This window comes from Pseudomonas sp. CFBP2511, assembly GCF_030209255.1.
Taxonomy (GTDB): Bacteria; Pseudomonadota; Gammaproteobacteria; order Pseudomonadales; family Pseudomonadaceae; genus Aquipseudomonas; species Aquipseudomonas avellanae.
Genome location: NZ_JARVSI010000009.1, coordinates 192186 through 209785, shown reverse-complemented (window position 1 = coordinate 209785; position 17600 = coordinate 192186). Strand labels below are relative to the sequence as shown.

Sequence of the window (17600 nt, the reverse complement as noted above, 5' to 3'; positions counted from 1 at the left end):
TGGTGCCATCCGGCATCAGGCCTTTGCCTTGGGTCGAACGGATCGCCTGACACAGGTTGGTCTTCCCCGACCGGCAGAATTTGCACTGACGGCATTCCGGGGTGTACAGCGGAATGACGTGATCACCGACCGCCACAGAGGTCACGCCCTCGCCGATGGCTTCGACAATCGCGCCGCCTTCATGGCCGAGAATCGACGGGAAGATCCCCTCAGGGTCGGCGCCGGAAAGCGTGTACGCATCGGTATGGCAGACGCCGGATGCCACTACTTTGAGCAGCACTTCTCCCGCTTTGGGCATGGCGACATCGACTTCAACGATCTCCAGTGGCTTTTTGGCTTCAAAGGCGACAGCGGCGCGTGACTTGATCATCAATCTTCTCCGACGAGTAAAAACAAGGTTTGCAGTGTAGTACAGTGCCAATTGACGAGTAATACGACCAAAAGCAAAACATTAATGCTGTACAGGGATAATCGATGTACACCAATCGTTGGGAAGGTCTGGACGAGTTTGTCGCGGTCGCTGAATGCGGGCAGTTCACGGCCGCAGCGCTACGGCTGGGCGTTTCTTCGTCGCACGTCAGCCGCCAGATCGTGCGTCTTGAAGAACGCTTGCAGACTCGCCTGCTGTATCGCAGCACACGCAAGGTGGCACTGACCGAGGCGGGCCAGACCTTTCTGCATCACTGTCAGCGCCTGCAGGACGGTCGCGAAGAAGCCCTGCGCGCGGTCGGTGATCTGGCCAGCGAGCCGAAAGGCCTGTTACGCATGACCTGCGCAGTGGCGTATGGCGAGCGCTTTATCACGCCCTTGGTGACCCGCTTCATGGAGCTGTATCCGCAGCTGCGCGTGGATATCGAACTGAGCAATGACACGCTGGATCTGGTTCATGAGGGCATGGACCTGGCGATTCGTCTGGGCCGACTGCAGGATTCGCGTATGGTCGCGACGCGCCTTGCGCCACGGCAAATGTACCTGTGCGCATCGCCTTCCTATCTCGAACGCTATGGACGACCGCACAGCCTGTCGGAACTGAGCCGCCATAATTGCCTGATCGGGGGCAGCGATACCTGGCAGTTGCAACAGAACGGCCGCGAGTTTTCCCAACGAGTACAAGGCAACTGGCGCTGCAACAGCGGGCAGGCCGTGCTGGATGCCGCATTGCAAGGGGTCGGGCTGTGTCAACTGCCCGATTATTACGTGCAAAAGCACCTCAAAGAAGGAGCGTTGGTGTCATTGCTGGAAGCGCATCAACCACCCAACACGGCCGTGTGGGCGCTTTACCCGCAACAACGTCACCTGTCGCCCAAAGTGCGCAAGCTGGTGGATTATCTGAAAGAAGGGCTGGCGATGCAGGATGAATATCGCCAGTAGCGGTCGCTAACGGCCGAATTCGCTGCGACGCTGGCGCAGCCATTCCAGGTCTTCGGGGCGAGTGACCTTGATATTGTCCGAACGCCCTTCGATCAAACGTGGCGACTGCCCTGCCCACTCGATGGCCGACGCCTCGTCGGTGATGCTGACATTCGACACCAGGCTGTCAGCCAAGGCTCGGTGCAAGGCACCCAGACGAAACATCTGCGGCGTGAACGCCTGCCAGATCAGGCTTCGGTCAACGGTCTCAACCACCCGGCCATCGCTGTCGGCACGCTTGAGGGTGTCGCGCGCCGGCACGGCCAACAGCCCTCCGACCGGGTCGTCTGCCAACTGACCGAGCAGGTTGTCCAGGTCACTGCGCGCCAGATTCGGGCGCGCAGCGTCATGCACCAGCACCCAGTCGTCATCACTTGCCCCCTGCGCATGCAGGTGCAGCAGCGCGTTGAGCACCGAGCCGGAACGCTCGCGCCCGCCGTCTACCCGCTGGATACGCGAATCATGCGCGCAGGGCAATGCAGCCCAGTATGGATCGTCCACAGCCAGGCTGATCACCAGGCCCTTGAGCCTTGGATGATCGAGAAAGCAAAGCAGGCTGTGTTCAAGAATTGTCAGGCCGCCCAGTTGCAGGTATTGCTTGGGACGGTCAGCTGCCATGCGAGCACCGATGCCCGCCGCAGGTATCACTGCCCAGAAGGCAGGAAGAAAGTCAGTCATCGCACCCACTTGATCATTGCGCGAGCTGGTAAAGGGTTTCGCCCTCTTTAACCATGCCCAGTTCGTGCCGGGCGCGCTCTTCGACGGTTTCCAGGCCTTTTTTCAATTCCATGACCTCGGCATCGAGCACACGGTTGCGCTCCAGCAGCACCTGATTTTCAGCATGCTGGTCGGCAATCTGCTGAGTCAGGCTGGCCACTTGCGCAAGGCTTCCGTTACCAACCCAAAGGCGGTACTGCAAGCCAGCCAGCAACAAGAGCAGGATAAGGAACAACCAGTTAGGACTGCGCATTGAAATATCAGGTACCCAGTAAAAAAGACAGCAGAGCCAACGTGAAGAACAAATGACCGAGGGCATTGAGCCTGATATAAGCCAGGCTCAATCACTCCAGATTACCGCGGAGCGTCAGCATCGCAGCTGCAAGGGCGAACCATGAAGCCCGACCTGGTGCAGCACTCTGCGTCTTTTACCATCTATGGCTCAGCCGCGAAACTCGGCACGACCACGATACACAGCTTTGGAGCCCAATTGCTCCTCGATGCGCAGCAGTTGGTTGTACTTGGAAACACGGTCGGAACGGCACAGCGACCCGGTCTTGATCTGACCGGCAGAGGTGCCCACAGCCAGGTCGGCGATGGTCGAATCTTCGGTTTCACCGGAGCGGTGGGAGATGATGGCCGTGTAACCGGCAGCCTTGGCCATTTGAATGGCTTCCAGCGTTTCGGTCAAGGTGCCGATCTGGTTGAACTTGATCAGGATCGAGTTGGCAATGTTCTTGTCTATGCCCTCTTTCAGGATCTTGGTGTTGGTCACGAACAGGTCGTCGCCGACCAGCTGGATCTTCTCGCCGATCTTCTCGGTGAGGACTTTCCAGCCGTCCCAATCGGACTCGTCCAGACCGTCTTCGATGGAGATGATCGGGTGCTTGCGCGTCAGTTCGGCAAGGTATTCGGCAAACTCGGCAGAGCTGTACTCGCCTTCTTCGCTGAGTGTGTACTTGCCGTTCTTGTAGAACTCGCTCGCCGCGCAGTCCAGCGCCAGGGTCACGTCAGTGCCCAGCGTGTAACCTGCATTGGCAACGGCCTCGGCGATAGCGTCGAGTGCTTCTTTGTTGGATGCCAGGTTCGGGGCGAAACCACCTTCATCACCGACCGCGGTGTTCAGGCCACGCGCCTTGAGCACGGCCTTGAGGTGATGGAAAATCTCGGTGCCCCAACGCAGCGCTTCAGCGAAGCTTTCGGCGCCGACCGGCTGGATCATGAATTCCTGGATGTCGATGTTGTTATCGGCATGCTCGCCACCGTTGATGATGTTCATCATCGGAACCGGCATGGAATAAACGCCCGGGGTGCCATTGAGGTTGGCGATGTGCGCATACAGCGGCAGGTCCTGATCCTGTGCAGCCGCCTTGGCCGCCGCCAGGGAGACGGCGAGGATCGCGTTGGCGCCCAGGCTTGCCTTGTTCTCGGTAGCGTCCAGCGCGATCATCGCGTGATCCAGCGCTTTCTGGTCAACCGGGTCTTTGCCCAGCAGCAGATCACGGATAGGACCGTTGATATTCGCAACAGCCTTCAGAACACCCTTGCCCATGTAACGGCTCTTGTCGCCATCACGCAGCTCCAGCGCTTCGCGCGAGCCGGTTGAAGCACCGGACGGCGCGCAGGCGCTGCCGATGATGCCATTATCGAGGAGCACATCTGCTTCCACGGTGGGATTGCCACGGGAGTCGAGAACTTCACGACCTTTGATGTCGACGATTTTTGCCATTGTTGTAAACACTCCAAGATTGACGAAAACGACGCAGCTGGGGAAACAATACTCGCAGTCAGGCGCAGAAAAAGGCAGGCCCGAATGCGACAACCCCGTCACGGATGACGGGGAACGCACTTTACCGGAGAACCCTGATCAAGCGGTCTCTACGATCGGAAAACTTTTCACAAGTTCATCCAGTGACTTGAGTTGGGCCAGGAACGGCTCCAGCTTGTCCAGACGCAAGGCACATGGGCCATCGCACTTGGCGTTGTCAGGATCGGGATGCGCTTCAAGGAACAAACCGGCCAGGTTCTGGCTGATGCCGGCCTTGGCCAGATCCAGCACCTGGGCACGACGACCACCGGCAGAATCGGAGCGACCACCCGGCATCTGCAGGGCGTGGGTCACGTCGAACAGCACCGGGTACTCGAACTGCTTCATGATGCCGAAGCCGAGCATGTCCACCACCAGGTTGTTGTAACCAAAGCTGGAACCACGCTCGCAGAGAATCAACTGATCGTTACCCGCCTCTTCACACTTGGTCAGGATATGTTTCATTTCCTGCGGTGCGAGAAACTGGGCTTTCTTGATATTGATGATTGCGCCGGTCTTGGCCATCGCAACGACTAGGTCGGTCTGACGCGACAGAAACGCCGGCAGCTGGATGATGTCGCACACTTCGGCCACCACGGCGGCCTGATGAGGCTCGTGCACATCGGTGATCAGCGGCACGTTGAAGGTGCGCCTGATCTCTTCGAAAATACGCATGCCTTCTTCAAGGCCCGGCCCGCGGTAGGAATTAACCGAAGAGCGGTTGGCCTTGTCGAAGCTGGCCTTGAACACGTAAGGGATACCGAGCTTTTCGGTCACCCTTACGTACTCTTCACAGACCTGCATGGCCATATCCCGGGATTCGAGTACGTTCATGCCGCCGAACACCACCATCGGCTTGTCGTTGGCGATCTCGATCGAACCTGTGCGGATGATTTTCTGAGCCATGTGTGAAGTCCCTGTCAGGAATTTTTCTGATGTTGAGCCAGCGCCGCCTTGACGAAGCCGCTGAACAGCGGATGTCCGTCACGTGGCGTGGAGGTGAATTCCGGGTGGAACTGGCACGCGACGAACCACGGATGATCCGGCGCTTCGACCACTTCAACCAGCGCGCCGTCGCCGGAGCGACCGGAAATCTTCAGGCCAGCCTCGATCAGTTGCGGCAACAGGTTGTTGTTCACTTCGTAGCGATGACGATGACGCTCGACAATCACGTCCTTGCGGTAGCAATCGTGCACCAGCGAACCGGCTTCAAGCTGGCAATCCTGTGCACCCAGACGCATGGTGCCGCCCAGATCAGAGCTTTCGGTACGGGTTTCGACTGCGCCGGTGGCATCTTCCCACTCGGTGATCAGGCCAACCACGGCGTGCGCGCTGGTGCGGTCGAATTCAGTGGAGTTGGCGTCTTTCCAGCCCAGCACGTTACGGGCGAACTCGATGACCGCCACTTGCATGCCCAGGCAGATGCCCAGGTACGGAACCTTGTTTTCACGTGCAAACTGTACAGCGGTGATCTTGCCTTCAACGCCGCGCAGACCGAAGCCGCCTGGAACCAGAATCGCATCCACGCCTTCAAGCAGGCCGGTGCCCTGGTTTTCGATGTCTTCGGAGTCGATGTAACGCAGGTTCACCTTGGTGCGATTGGTGATACCGGCGTGGCTCATGGCTTCGATCAACGACTTGTAGGCGTCGAGCAGTTCCATGTACTTGCCGACCATCGCGATGGTGACTTCGTGTTCCGGGTTGAGCTTGGCGTCGACCACCTTGTCCCACTCGGACAGGTCGGCACCGCCGCACTGCAGGCCGAAGCGCTCGACGACAAAATCGTCCAGCCCCTGCGAATGCAGAATGCCCGGGATCTTGTAGATGGTGTCGGCGTCTTCAAGGGCAATGACTGCGCGCTCTTCGACGTTAGTGAACTGAGCGATCTTGCGGCGCGAGGAAATGTCGATCGGGTGATCGGAGCGGCAGACCAGTACATCCGGCTGCAGACCGATGGAACGCAATTCCTTGACCGAATGCTGAGTCGGCTTGGTCTTGGTCTCGCCGGCCGTAGCGATGTACGGCACCAGTGTCAGATGCATGAGCATCGCGCGGCGTGCGCCGACTTCAAAACGCAACTGGCGGATGGCTTCAAGAAACGGCTGCGACTCGATGTCACCGACCGTACCGCCGATTTCGACCAGGGCCACATCGGCATCGCCAGCACCCTTGATGATGCGGCGCTTGATTTCGTCGGTGATGTGCGGAATGACCTGAATGGTCGCGCCCAGATAATCACCGCGGCGCTCTTTGCGCAGGACGTGTTCGTACACACGGCCAGTGGTGAAATTGTTGTTCTGGGTCATGGTGGTGCGGATAAACCGCTCGTAGTGACCAAGGTCGAGGTCGGTTTCAGCGCCGTCGTGGGTGACAAACACCTCACCGTGCTGGAACGGACTCATGGTGCCTGGGTCCACGTTGATATAGGGGTCCAGTTTCAGCATGGTGACCTTGAGTCCCCGCGCCTCCAGGATGGCCGCCAGTGAAGCCGAGGCAATGCCTTTCCCCAATGAAGAAACAACACCGCCCGTGACGAAGATGTAGCGCGTCATGAAAAACCCTAGAAGTCTGCGTTAAAGCGGTCAGAGCCGCCGGGGAAAGCGAAGGAAGGCCGAAGCCCCCGATTACCGACAAAATTCACGGTGCACTCCCGAAACTGCTGCGTTGAAACCGACCGGCCGAAGCCAGCGAGGTGTGCGCTACATTTTAAGAATTACCCAGTAAACACTGGTTGGTAATCGGCAACTTGCGTTGTTTCAAAAGAACCAACAGAAGTTGTATCAAGAAGGGAGCGTAGTCTACCGGAAAGGGGCTTTCAGCTCAAACTTTGGTCGCCGGTCGGTGCAACCCAGCGCAAACGCCAGCGTTCATTGGGCGAACCGTCCAGTCCAGGCAGGTTGGCGACAGCCAGCAGCTCGTCATCGCGGTACAGCAGCGGCAATCTGCCGCGCAGAAATGCCGGCACCGCCTGCTCGTTGAGCAGCCGCTTGAGATCACGACGGCCACGCCCGCTGAGATGCATCACCTCAGCGCCCTGACGATAGCGAACACTCAGGTCGCCCAACGGCGCTTCACCTTCCAGGCTCACCTGACCGTTTTCGGGAAGGTCCAGCGGCGCACGCGGGTCGGCCCAGTTCACTGCCTCGCTGCACGTCCGCTCCCAGCCAGCGGGCAGCCACCAGATACACCCCTGCGCCCGGTGCAGCGCACCATCGGCCAGCCGCCACAATGGACGAGCATCCTGAGCAGCGTCGCGCAATGCCTCCCAGCCGGCCCAGTGATCGCTGTCCGGCAGGCGGGTCAGCGGCGCGAGCCAGTGACGCATGACGTTGCGTTGCCGCGCGCCAGACAACCAGGCAATCGGCCCCAGGTTCAGCACTGGCAAACCAAGCCAGGCAAACGGCGTCGTCGCCTGAGCATTGGCAACGTCCTGCGCCGCGAGTTCGTCCAGCAGTTGCTGTGCCTCTCCGAGATGGCCAGCGGTGCGCGCCAGACTGGCAGTCGCATGCGGCCATCTGGACGTCAGCAGTGGCAGCACCTGGCTGCGCAGAAAATTGCGCGAGAACTGCTGATCGTCATTGCTGGGGTCTTCAACCCATCTCAGGCCCTGCCGGCGGGCGTAGCTTTCCAGCTCGACTCGCGACACCCCCAGCAGCGGCCTTGCCAGATGCCCACGACCAAGCCTGCGCTGCTCGGGCATGGCCGCCAGACCGCGCACCCCGGCACCGCGCAGCAGGCGGAACAACAGGGTTTCAGCCTGATCGTCACGGTGCTGGCCGGTCAGCAATACATCGCCCTCGCCCAGCCTCTCGGTAAACGCGGCGTAACGCGCCTGTCGGGCGGCCTGCTCGACGCTTGCACCGGGCTCGACCTTCACCCGAACCGATTCAAACGCCACACCCAGCGCCTGACAAACCTGGCGACAATGCTCCGGCCACGCGTCGGCAATGGCCTGCAGGCCGTGATGAACGTGGATGGCGTGTAAGGCAGGGAGGTTTGCGCGCTTGGCGAGTTCAGCCAGAAGATGCAGCAGCACGGTGGAATCCAGGCCGCCAGAGAAACCGACGTACCAGGTTGACGCAGTGCGCCAAGGCGCCAAGGCTTGCAGAAGCCTGGCGGGAAGGTCATGACCGTTGGGTGTGGAGGTGGTCATTGGTGTTTTCACCGGGCTTCGCTGATTCACACACTGAATGCTCCAGTGCTCAAGCCGGCCCTTTCGCGAAAAAACGAAGCGTCGCGCGGTTCGCTCCCACGTCCTACGGGCAGAAGCCCGCAACGCGTGGGAACAATCGGAGCGATGCGGCTTAGAGCCCGTAGCTCATCAGGCGATCATAACGGCGGGCCAGCAGCGCGTCGTTATCAAATGCCTTGAGCATCGCCAGCTGACTGCTCAGCTCTTCACGAATCAACGCAGCGGCGGCAACCGGGTCGCGATGCGCGCCGCCCAGTGGCTCGGCGATGACCTTGTCGACAATGCCCAGGCCTTTCAGGCGGTCCGCCGTGATGCCCATGGCTTCAGCAGCATCGGGCGCCTTTTCGGCGGTTTTCCACAGAATCGACGCGCAGCCTTCAGGGGAGATCACGGCGTAAGTCGAGTACTGCAGCATGTTCAACTGGTCGCAGACGCCAATGGCCAATGCACCACCGGAACCGCCCTCACCGATAACGGTGGCGATGATCGGGGTTTTCAGTCGCGCCATGACGCGCAGGTTCCAGGCAATCGCCTCGCTCTGGTTGCGCTCTTCCGCGTCGATACCCGGATAAGCGCCCGGGGTGTCGATGAACGTCAGGATCGGCATCTTGAAGCGCTCTGCCATCTCCATCAGACGGCAGGCCTTGCGGTAGCCTTCAGGGCGCGGCATGCCGAAATTGCGGCGAACCTTTTCGCGTACTTCACGGCCTTTCTGGTGGCCGATGATCATCACCGGCTGGTTATCCAGACGGGCAATGCCGCCGACGATGGCAGCGTCATCGGAGAAGTGACGGTCGCCGTGCAACTCATCGAACTCGGTAAAGATGTTTTCGATGTAGTCCAGCGTGTACGGACGACGCGGATGACGCGCCATGCGCGCGATCTGCCAACTGGTCAGGTTGCCGAAAATGCTTTCGGTAAGCGTCTTGCTCTTGTCTTGCAGCCGGGAGATCTCGTCGCCGATGTTCAGCGAGTTGTCATTGCCCACCAAGCGCAGTTCTTCGATTTTGGCCTGCAAGTCAGCGATAGGCTGTTCGAAATCAAGAAAATTCGGGTTCATAGGCATCCGTCTTGGGTCGACGGCCAAGAGGCCGGCCGGTTGATCCGTCTGCGCCTTTCCTGTTCGGAACAGGCGCGGTCAGGTCGAAATTAAAATTCAGGGTTGAGCGCAGATCAAGCCTGCGGCGTTCAACGATACTGGAGAAAGACGTTCTCACGTCCGAACTGGTCACGCAGAGCTTGAATCAAGCTGTCTGCGGGATCAATACGCCAGGCTTCTCCCAATTGCAGCAATGCCCGGGCGTCCTGCCCGGTGTAATCCACGGTGATCGGACAGGCACCGCGATGGCGCTTGCACAGATCGCCGAGCCAGCGCAGTCGATCGCCCTTGAGCGCATCGGTATGCACCGTCACGCGCAGGCTCTCGGCCAGATTGGTGCGTGCATCTTCGATGCTCATCACCCGTTTGGCACGCAACCGCAGGCCACCGGAAAAGTCATCGTTACTGACTTCGCCCTCGACCACAACCATAGCATCGGTCTGCAACAGTGACTGAGCCGAGTGGAACGCTTCGGCAAACAAGGACGCTTCGATACGCGCCGAGCGGTCATCCAGGGTGATGAACCCCATCTTGTCGCCCTTCTTGTTTTTCATCACGCGCAGGGCAATGATCAGACCCGCAACCGTCTGGGTGTCCCTGGCGGGCTTGAGGTCGATGATTCGCTGCCGGGCAAAGCGGCGGATCTCGCCTTCGTATTCATCGATCGGGTGCCCGGTCAGGTAAAGCCCCAGGGTTTCCTTCTCGCCGCGCAGACGATCCTTGAGGCTCAGCTCGCGGGTCTTGCGATGATTGGCGTAAACGTCGGCATCCGCTTCGACGAACAGGCCGCCAAACAGGTCCGAATGGCCGCTGTCGTGGCTTCGGGCAGTCTGCTCGGCCGCTTGAATGGCCTCTTCCAGCGCGGCCAGCAATACCGAACGGTTACGGTCGATACTGGCCTGATAGGCCTTGGGCTCCAGTTCGAAGTACGGGCCGAGACGGTCCAGCGCGCCACTGCGAATCAGGCCGTCCAGCGTTCGTTTGTTGATTCTTTTGAGGTCGACACGCGCACAAAAATCGAACAGGTCCTTGAACGGCCCCTTTTGACGCGCATCGGTAATGGCTTCGACCGGCCCCTCACCCACCCCCTTGATTGCACCCAGCCCGTAGAGAATACGGCCGTCGTCGCTTACGGTGAACTTGAACTCCGAGGTGTTCACGTCCGGTGCGTCGAGGCGCAGCTTCATCGTGCGCACTTCTTCGATCAAGGTCACGACCTTGTCGGTGTTGTGCATGTCCGCCGACAACACGGCGGCCATGAACGGCGCCGGGTAGTGGGTTTTCAGCCAGGCCGTCTGGTACGACACCAGCCCGTAGGCTGCCGAGTGAGACTTGTTGAAACCGTAACCGGCGAATTTTTCCACCAGGTCGAAAATGTTACCGGCCAGATCAGGCTCGATGTTGTTCGACTTGCAGCCGTCAATGAAACCGCCACGCTGCTTGGCCATTTCCTCGGGCTTTTTCTTGCCCATCGCACGGCGCAGCATGTCCGCACCACCGAGGGTGTAACCGGCCATGACCTGAGCGATCTGCATCACCTGTTCCTGATACAGAATGATGCCGTAGGTCGGCGCCAGTACTGGCTTGAGGCCTTCGTACTGGTAGTCGACGTGCGGGTAGGACAACTCGGCGCGACCGTGTTTGCGGTTGATGAAGTCGTCTACCATGCCCGATTGCAGCGGGCCGGGGCGAAACAGCGCCACCAGTGCGATAAGGTCTTCCAGGCAGTCGGGCTTGAGCTTTTTGATCAGCTCTTTCATGCCGCGCGACTCAAGCTGGAACACCGCCGTGGTTTCGGCGCGCTGCAACAACTGGTAGGTCGGCAGGTCGTCGAGCGGGATAAACGCGATGTCCAGCGGCGCTTCGTCGACCTTGGCGCGATCGCGATTGATAGTCTTGAGTGCCCAGTCGATGATGGTCAGGGTGCGCAGACCGAGGAAGTCGAACTTCACCAGCCCCGCTGCCTCGACATCGTCCTTGTCGAACTGGGTTACCAGACCGTCACCGGCCTCGTCGCAATAGATCGGCGAGAAGTCGGTCAGCTTGGTCGGGGCGATTACCACGCCCCCGGCGTGCTTGCCCACGTTACGCACAATGCCTTCAAGCTTGCGCGCCATTTCCCAGATTTCGGCGGCCTCTTCATCGACCTTGAGAAAGTCGCGAAGAATCTCTTCCTGCTCGTACGCCTTTTCGAGGGTCATACCGACCTCGAACGGGATCATCTTCGACAGACGATCCGCCAGCCCATAGGACTTGCCCTGCACCCGCGCCACGTCGCGCACCACCGCCTTGGCCGCCATGGAACCGAACGTGATGATCTGGCTGACCGCATTGCGCCCGTACTTTTCGGCCACGTATTCGATGACCCGATCACGACCGTCCATGCAGAAGTCGACGTCGAAGTCGGGCATGGAAACCCGTTCCGGGTTCAGGAAACGTTCGAACAGCAGGTCGTATTCCAGTGGATCAAGGTCGGTGATCTTCTGCACATAAGCCACCAGCGACCCGGCACCCGATCCACGGCCTGGCCCCACCGGGACGCCGTTGCTCTTGGCCCACTGAATGAAGTCCATCACGATCAGGAAGTAACCGGGAAACCCCATCTGGATGATGATATCCAGCTCGAAATTCAGCCGATCGACATACACCTGACGTTTGGTTTCGTAATCTTCAGTGGTGTCCCTGGGCATCAGGACGGCAAGCCGCTCCTCCAGACCGTCGAAAGACACCTTGCGGAAATACTCATCGATGGTCATGCCATCGGGGATCGGAAAGTTGGGCAGGAAGTGAGTGCCCAGCTTGACGTCGATGTTGCAACGCTTGGCAATCTCGACGGAGTTTTCCAGCGCCTCGGGCAGATCGCTGAACAGTTCGGCCATTTCTTCCGGGCTTTTCAGGTACTGCTGGTCGCTGTAGTTGTGCGAGCGCCGAGGATCGTCCAGCGCCCGGCCTTCGCCGATGCACACGCGGGTCTCGTGCGCCTCGAAATCAGCCTGGTTGATAAAGCGCACATCGTTGGTCGCGACCAGCGGTGCACCGTGGCGCTCGGCCAGGGCAACCGCGGCGTGCAGATGCTCTTCATCATTGGCGCGATTGGTACGCTGCACTTCTATGTAGAAGCGGTCAGGAAACACGGCCAGCCATTCGCGCAGCAACTCGTCCGCTTCTCCTGGATTGCCACCGAGCAGCGCCATGCCGATCTCGCCTTCCTTGGCTGCGGACAGCGCAATCACGCCCTCGCTGGCTTGCGCGACCCACTGGCGCTGAATGACGATCTGGCCATTACGCTGACCCTCGATGAAACCACGGGAAATCAGCTCGGTGAGGTTGCGATAGCCTTGGGCGTTCATGGCCAGCAGGCTGATGCGACTGAGCGCGGCGTCTTCATCGCGGCCGGCCAGCCACAGATCGACGCCACAGATCGGCTTGATCCCGGAGCCCTGAGCGGCTTTGTAGAACTTGACCAGCGAACACATGTTGTTCTGATCGGTCACCGCCACGGCAGGCATGTTCATGCTGGTCAGCGACTTGATCAACGGTTTGACCCGGACCAGACCGTCAACCAGCGAGTACTCGGTGTGCAGGCGTAGATGAACGAAAGAAGCCGGCATGGTGATCCTATAAAACGCGAAAATACAAAAACGAAGGGCAGGATTGTAGCTGGCCCGGGATGAAACGTCAGTCTTGCAACAGACCGACCGGTAACGGGATCGAACCGCCGAGCATGATGGCCGCACGCGCTTCATGGGCCGTACGCACTGGCCCGAAAGAACGCCGATGAATAGGCGTAGGCCCGAGCCGGGCCAGTGCCTCAAGGTGCACCGGCGTAGGATACCCCTTGTGCCCAGCGATGCCATAACCCGGATAAATCAGCTCGAGCGCAGCCATTTCACGATCACGGCTCACTTTGGCGAGAATCGATGCGGCGGCAATCGCCGGCACTTTGGAGTCACCCTTGACCACCGGTGCAGAGGGCACCGACAGTTGCGGGCAGCGATTGCCGTCAATCAGGGCCAGTTTCGGGGTGATGCTCAACCCTTCTACGGCGCGCTTCATGGCCAGCATTGTGGCGTGCAAGATGTTCAACTGGTCGATTTCTTCAACTTCAGCCCGGGCGATGAACCAGCACAGGGCCTTTTCCTGAATTTCGACAAACAACTTTTCGCGTTTGGCTTCGGTCAGTTTCTTCGAGTCATTGAGCCCGAGAATGGGCTTGGCGGGGTCAAGAATGACTGCAGCGGTCACCACTGCGCCACACAACGGGCCGCGGCCGACTTCGTCAACGCCTGCGACCAGGTCCTCGACAAGGGTGAAATCCAGACCTGTTTGCATGTTTGGCGAACTCACAGTGAAAGTGGCAGGCCGAGCAGGCTCAATACTGCATCGGCGGCCTGATTGGAGGCATCACGGCGCAGGATGCGGTGAATGGCATCAAAACCTTCAGTCTGCGCGTGGCCGTCTTCGATCAGCGGCAACAGCGTCCGTGCAAGCGCTTCGGGGGTTGCATCATCCTGCAGCAGTTCAGGCACCAGCAAGCGTTGGGCCAGCAGATTGGGCAGAGACACGTAAGGGCTTTTGACCAGCCGCTTGAGCACCCAGAACGTCAACGGTGCCATGCGGTAGGCGACTACCATCGGACGCTTGTAAAGCAGGGCTTCCAGCGTGGCAGTGCCAGAGGCGATCAGCACCGCATCGCAGGCGGCCAGCGCCACATGCGAGCGCCCCTCGAGCAAAGTGATCGGCAGATCGCGACCTTGCAGCAGTTGCTCCACCTGAGCCCGGCGCTGCGGGCTGGCGCATGGCAGCACGAAGCGCAAGCCAGGACGCTCGACCAGAAGGCGCTCGGCGGCATCAAAAAACAATGCGCCCAGACGACCGACCTCGCCTCCCCGGCTGCCCGGCATCAACGCAACAACCGGACCGTCGACCGACAGGCCCAGCTCGGCGCGGGCGGCGCCACGATCGGATTCAAGGGGAATGGTATCTGCCAGCGGATGGCCGACAAAACGCACCGGCACGCCCTTCTCTTCGTAAAAACGCGCCTCGAAAGGTAGTAGCGTGAGCATCAGGTCGCAGCCTTCGCGGATCTTCAGCACGCGCTTTTGACGCCAGGCCCAGACCGACGGGCTGACGTAATGCACGGTCTTGATACCGGCGCGACGTAGCTGTAGCTCGATGTTGAGCGTGAAATCCGGTGCATCGATGCCGATGAACACATCGGGCTTTTCATCGATCAGGGTCTGAACCAGCAACTTGCGTCGGGCCAGCAGCTCGCGTAGCCGCCCCAGCACCTCCACCAACCCCATCACCGACAGACGCTCCATCGGGAAATAGGACTGCATGCCCTCGGCTTCCATCAGCGGGCCGCCCACACCGATGAAACGAACATCGGGATGACGTGCTTTCAGGGCACGCATCAGGCCGGATCCGAGGATATCGCCAGAGGCCTCGCCAGCGACCAGTGCGATACGTAAGGGACTGGTCATGGTTAGCGAATGATGCCGCGAGTCGACGTCTGAATGGACTGCAGAAACACTGCGACTTCAGGAAACTGCGCCGCAGGCTCAGCCAGATCAGACAGTGCCTGAGCGATGGTCAGCCCCTGACGATAGACGGTCTTGTAGGCCCGGCGCAGGGCATGAATGGCTTCTTCGGAGAAACCACGACGGCGCATGCCTTCGAAATTCATGCTGCGCGCCTCGGCCGGGTTACCGAACACCGTCACGAACGCCGGAACGTCCTTACCGATGGCCGTGCCCATGCCGGAGAAACTGTGCGCGCCGATGTGGCAGAACTGATGCACCAGGGTAAAACCGGACAGAATGGCCCAGTCATCCACGTGGACATGGCCTGCCAGCGCGGTGTTGTTGACCAATATCACGTGGTTGCCGATCACACTGTCGTGGCCGATGTGCGCATAGGCCATGATCAGGTTGTGATCGCCCAGCGTCGTCTCGGCACGGTCCTGAACGGTCCCGCGGTGAATGGTCACGCCTTCGCGAATCACATTGTGATCGCCGATGACAAGACGGGTTTCCTCACCCTTGTACTTGAGATCAGGCGTGTCCTCGCCCACCGATGAAAACTGGTAGATGCGATTATGCTTGCCGATCTTCGTTGGCCCCCTGAGGACAACATGAGGACCGACAACTGTACCCTCGCCAATTTCCACACCGGGTCCGATGATCGACCAAGGGCCGACCTCAACGTTGTCGGCCAGAATGGCCGTCGGATCGATGATTGCGCGAGGGTCAATCAAACTCATAGCTTGCGTTCCGCACAGATGATTTCGGCAGAGCATACCGCTTTACCATCAACGGTGGCCTTGCACTCAAACTTCCAGATCTGGCGTTTGCTGCTCAGAAACGTTGCTTCAAGAACCAGTTTGTCACCCGGAAAAACCGGTTGGCGGAAGCGCAGCTTGTCCGAACCTACGAAATAATAGAGCGTGCCGTCGGATGGCTTGGAGTCGAGCATCTTGAACGCAAGAATACCCGCAGCCTGAGCCATGGCCTCAATGATCAGAACGCCCGGCATGATTGGATGCTGGGGGAAGTGACCGTTGAAGAAAGGCTCGTTGACGCTGACATTCTTGTAGGCGCGAATGTTCTTGTTCTCGATATCCAGCTCGGTCACGCGGTCCACCAGCAGGAACGGGTAACGATGAGGCAGATATTCGCGAATTTCGTTGATGTCCATCATTTCGAGAGGAAGCCTGTAGTAAAGATTAGGAGTGCGTCGCGACTGCGCAACACCCCTCTACATCAAGGAGGCAGTTTATCGACTGTGCACGCTTGATATTAAAAAGGTATCAGCCATCAGATGAGCGATTATCGGCGCAGGTCACCGTCTCGACAGCCTTTTCGAGCTTTTGCAGACGTCGCGCCATGTCATCGATCTTGCGCAGACGAGCTGCACTCTTGCGCCATTCTGCAGATGGCTGCATTGCCGTACCCGACGAGTAGGAACCCGGCTCGGTGATGGAATGGGTCACCATGGTCATGCCGGTGATGTAAACGCCATCACAGATGTCGATATGCCCCACCAGCCCGACACCGCCGGCCAGCATACAGTGCTTGCCGATTTTGGCGCTTCCGGAGATGCCCACACACGCAGCCATTGCCGTGTGATCGCCGATCTGCACGTTGTGGGCAATGTGAATCTGGTTATCCAGTTTCACGCCATTGCCAATTCGCGTATCAGACAGCGCGCCACGATCAATCGCGGTATTGACGCCTATCTCGACGTCGTCACCCAGGGTGACGCCACCAATTTGTGCAAACTTCTGCCAGACACCCTTGTCGTTGACAAAGCCAAAGCCTTCGCCGCCCAGCACCGCACCCGACTGAATGACCACACGTTTGCCAATGCGCACGTCGTGGTAAAGCGTCACACGCGGAGCCAGCCAGCCACCTTCACCGATCTCGCTACGGGCGCCGATGAAGCAATGCGCACCGATGGTGACATTGGCCGCGATACGGGCACCGCTCTCGATCACAGCAAACGCGCCGATGCTGGCCGCAGGATCAACCTGCGCATCCTCGGCAATCACGGCTGTCGGATGAACACCTGCACTGCTTTTAGGCTTGGGGTCAAAAAAATGCGAAATGCGCGCGTAGGCCAGATAAGGATCCGGGACCAATAGCGCATCACCGGTGTAACCGTCGGCATCTGCAGGCTTGAGCAGCACAGCAGCGGCCTGGGTATCGACCAGGTATTTACGGTATTGAGGTTTTGCCAGGAAACTGATTTGACCAGGGCCGGCCTCTTCCAGAGTGGCCAGCCCGGTAATGTCCTTGTCCTTGTCGCCACGTAGCGTAGCGCCAAGGAACTCGGCCAACTGGCCGAGCTTGATGGTTATGCTCATGGTTACTTCAGCTGGTTCATGCGCTCGATGACCTGGCGAGTAACGTCATACTGAGGTTTGACGTCAATCACAGCACCGCGCTCGAAGACCAGATCGAAACCACCTTTCTTGATGACTTCTTCAACAGCCTGATCCAGTTTCGGCTTCAGCTGCTTGAGCATTTCACGGTCAGCAACGGCTTTAGCTTCGTTCAGTTCCTTGGACTGGAACTGGAAGTCACGAGCCTTTTGCTTGAATTCAAGCTCCAGACGCTCACGCTCAGGCTGAGCCATCTTGTCGCCACCACTGACCAGACGGTCCTGAATACCTTTGGCGCTGCTTTCCAGGCTTTTCAGCTTGGTCAGTTGCGGGCCGAATTTCTTTTCGGCATCCACAGCGTATTTTTTGGCAGCGTCAGATTCCAGCAAGGCCATCTGATAGTTCAGTACCGCAATTTTCATGTCGGCAAATGCAGGGCTTGCGACCAGAACGGTGGCCAGCAGTACCAATTGAGTCAACTTACGCACAA

At 59.2% G+C, this 17600-nt stretch carries 16 protein-coding genes; 1 reads left to right on the top strand and 15 read right to left on the bottom strand.

The features are described from left to right. A partial coding sequence (locus QRN38_RS08525; protein ID WP_285362394.1) for an alcohol dehydrogenase catalytic domain-containing protein occupies positions 1 to 370 on the bottom strand: 370 nt, incomplete at its 3' end. A 104-nt stretch (positions 371 to 474) separates the two neighbouring features. On the opposite strand from QRN38_RS08525, the gene QRN38_RS08520 reads away from it, so the two are divergent. Then, entirely contained in the window at positions 475 to 1371 is an 897-nt protein-coding gene (locus tag QRN38_RS08520) for a LysR family transcriptional regulator (protein WP_003377838.1), read from the top strand. A gap of 6 nt (positions 1372 to 1377) precedes the next feature. Here the strand turns inward: QRN38_RS08520 and ispD are convergent, their stop codons facing one another. The 14 genes from ispD to QRN38_RS08450 form a co-directional block, all read right to left on the bottom strand. Further along, positions 1378 to 2088, bottom strand: a complete 711-nt coding sequence (gene ispD, locus QRN38_RS08515) for a 2-C-methyl-D-erythritol 4-phosphate cytidylyltransferase (RefSeq protein ID WP_005736197.1) — start codon at positions 2086 to 2088, stop codon at positions 1378 to 1380. Between the two features lie 13 nt (positions 2089 to 2101). Continuing rightward, positions 2102 to 2380, bottom strand: a complete 279-nt coding sequence (gene ftsB / locus QRN38_RS08510; RefSeq protein WP_003377835.1) for a cell division protein FtsB — start codon at positions 2378 to 2380, stop codon at positions 2102 to 2104. A 189-nt stretch (positions 2381 to 2569) separates the two neighbouring features. Next, entirely contained in the window at positions 2570 to 3856 is a 1287-nt protein-coding gene (eno, locus tag QRN38_RS08505) for a phosphopyruvate hydratase (protein WP_057418367.1), read from the bottom strand. A 138-nt stretch (positions 3857 to 3994) separates the two neighbouring features. Then, complete coding sequence (gene kdsA / locus QRN38_RS08500) at positions 3995 to 4840, bottom strand: 3-deoxy-8-phosphooctulonate synthase (protein WP_024666847.1); 846 nt, start codon at positions 4838 to 4840, stop codon at positions 3995 to 3997. Positions 4841 to 4854: 14 nt separating this feature from the next. Continuing rightward, positions 4855 to 6486, bottom strand: a complete 1632-nt coding sequence (gene pyrG / locus QRN38_RS08495) for a CTP synthase (RefSeq protein ID WP_003377829.1) — start codon at positions 6484 to 6486, stop codon at positions 4855 to 4857. Positions 6487 to 6749: 263 nt separating this feature from the next. Beyond that, a complete protein-coding gene (gene tilS, locus QRN38_RS08490) occupies positions 6750 to 8087 on the bottom strand; it encodes a tRNA lysidine(34) synthetase TilS (protein ID WP_057418368.1) in 1338 nt (445 codons plus the stop codon). 151 nt (positions 8088 to 8238) lie between these two features. Then, on the bottom strand, positions 8239 to 9186 hold the full coding sequence (gene accA, locus QRN38_RS08485) for an acetyl-CoA carboxylase carboxyl transferase subunit alpha (protein ID WP_003377825.1): 948 nt from the start codon (positions 9184 to 9186) through the stop codon (positions 8239 to 8241). 128 nt (positions 9187 to 9314) lie between these two features. Then, positions 9315 to 12836, bottom strand: a complete 3522-nt coding sequence (dnaE, locus tag QRN38_RS08480) for a DNA polymerase III subunit alpha (protein ID WP_007245416.1) — start codon at positions 12834 to 12836, stop codon at positions 9315 to 9317. Between the two features lie 67 nt (positions 12837 to 12903). Next, the gene (gene rnhB / locus QRN38_RS08475) at positions 12904 to 13557 is read right to left on the bottom strand and encodes a ribonuclease HII (protein WP_005765997.1); all 654 of its coding nucleotides are present in this window, start codon (positions 13555 to 13557) and stop codon (positions 12904 to 12906) included. Positions 13558 to 13568: 11 nt separating this feature from the next. Next, a complete protein-coding gene (gene lpxB / locus QRN38_RS08470) occupies positions 13569 to 14711 on the bottom strand; it encodes a lipid-A-disaccharide synthase (protein ID WP_057418369.1) in 1143 nt (380 codons plus the stop codon). 2 nt (positions 14712 to 14713) lie between these two features. Beyond that, positions 14714 to 15490: an acyl-ACP--UDP-N-acetylglucosamine O-acyltransferase gene (gene lpxA, locus QRN38_RS08465; RefSeq protein ID WP_005765995.1), complete on the bottom strand. Its 777-nt coding sequence runs from the start codon at positions 15488 to 15490 to the stop codon at positions 14714 to 14716. Further along, positions 15487 to 15927, bottom strand: coding sequence for a 3-hydroxyacyl-ACP dehydratase FabZ (gene fabZ, locus QRN38_RS08460; protein WP_003377815.1), 441 nt, complete (start codon positions 15925 to 15927; stop codon positions 15487 to 15489). Before fabZ ends, lpxA begins: the two co-directional genes overlap by 4 nt. 109 nt (positions 15928 to 16036) lie before the next feature. After that, positions 16037 to 17092 (bottom strand): UDP-3-O-(3-hydroxymyristoyl)glucosamine N-acyltransferase, encoded by a 1056-nt coding sequence (gene lpxD / locus QRN38_RS08455; protein WP_005765994.1) that lies wholly within the window; start codon positions 17090 to 17092, stop codon positions 16037 to 16039. Between the two features lie 2 nt (positions 17093 to 17094). Beyond that, positions 17095 to 17598, bottom strand: a complete 504-nt coding sequence (locus QRN38_RS08450) for an OmpH/Skp family outer membrane protein (RefSeq protein ID WP_002554721.1) — start codon at positions 17596 to 17598, stop codon at positions 17095 to 17097. Positions 17599 to 17600 lie beyond the last annotated feature (2 nt).